Annotated in this window: 1 protein-coding gene and 1 pseudogene; one reads left to right on the top strand and one right to left on the bottom strand. The window is 45.6% G+C overall.

Features of this window, described 5'->3' with window-relative positions; translation table 11 throughout:
- Positions 1 to 221: pseudogene (locus tag ACTHUR_RS12200) on the top strand (toxin-antitoxin system YwqK family antitoxin); the annotation flags it as partial.
- 45 nt (positions 222 to 266) lie between these two features.
- Here ACTHUR_RS12200 and ACTHUR_RS12195 read toward each other — a convergent pair.
- On the bottom strand, positions 267 to 827 hold the full coding sequence (locus ACTHUR_RS12195) for an adenine phosphoribosyltransferase (protein WP_063076010.1): 561 nt from the start codon (positions 825 to 827) through the stop codon (positions 267 to 269).
- Between the last annotated feature and the right edge of the window lie 142 nt (positions 828 to 969).

Below are 969 nucleotides of genomic sequence, written 5' to 3'. Positions count from 1 at the left end.
CGAAAACTGAAATGATGATAAGCAATGACAAACCGACGGAGATCATCAGTTGGGATGAAAATGGCCGCGTTGTGTCTGAATTGAGTATTCGCAATGGCAAACGCAGCGGCATCATTTTGGATTGGTATGATGATGGTGCGAAGAAATCCGAGTTGGTTTATAAAGACGACCAGTTGGTGAAAAAAACTTTTTGGGATACGGACGGATACGTCCTCGAATAATTTTAATCATAAAAAACCGCAGGCTGAGCAGCTTGCGGTTTTTTATTACATACAGCCTTTGTTTTGGCACAGGGTAAATAACGGCGCGCCGCTTTCACGGATTTTTTTGCCGCCGTCCAAGTCGGTAAATTCCAAAATGGCAGCCGCTTCGATTACTTCGCCGCCCAGTTTTCGGATCAGCTCGACACCTGCCAGCATTGTGCCGCCGGTTGCCACCAAATCATCTACCAACAAAACGCGCGCGCCCGGCCTGATGGCGTCGGTATGGATTTCTACCGTTGCTTCACCATATTCCAAAGCGTAACTTTGAGAAACCGTATCAAACGGCAGTTTGCCTTTTTTGCGGATGGGGACAAAGCCGACGTTTAGCTGATAGGCCAAAGCCGCGCCAATAATGAAGCCGCGCGCATCCAAGCCCGCAACAACATCAACTTTTTGCCCCATATAGCGGTAAACCAGTAAATCGACCAGCAGGCGGAAATATTCTGCGCTTTGCAAAACGGGAGTGATGTCATGAAACAAAATCCCTTTTTGCGGCCAATTTTCAATTTTACGGATTTTGTCCGCCAAAGCTTCTACGCCCATTACTTCAGGATGAATCAACATCTCGACATTCCGAAATCAAAAAGTTTTTAACGCGATATTGTAGCGGTCATATGCGGACTTGCCAAATTAATCGATACAATAGCCAAATTTTGCAACATGCCGTCTGAAATTCCGAGAAACATTGTGTTGTGTTATAATTTAC

It is taken from the genome of Neisseria sp. P0021.S007, assembly GCF_051956855.1.
This window is presented reverse-complemented; position numbering and strand designations above follow the sequence as displayed.

Coding starts and splice junctions, on each gene's coding strand:
- ACTHUR_RS12195 (WP_063076010.1), bottom strand. CDS start 827: ATGTTGATTCATCCTGAAGTAATGGGCGTAGAAGCTTTGGCGGACAAA.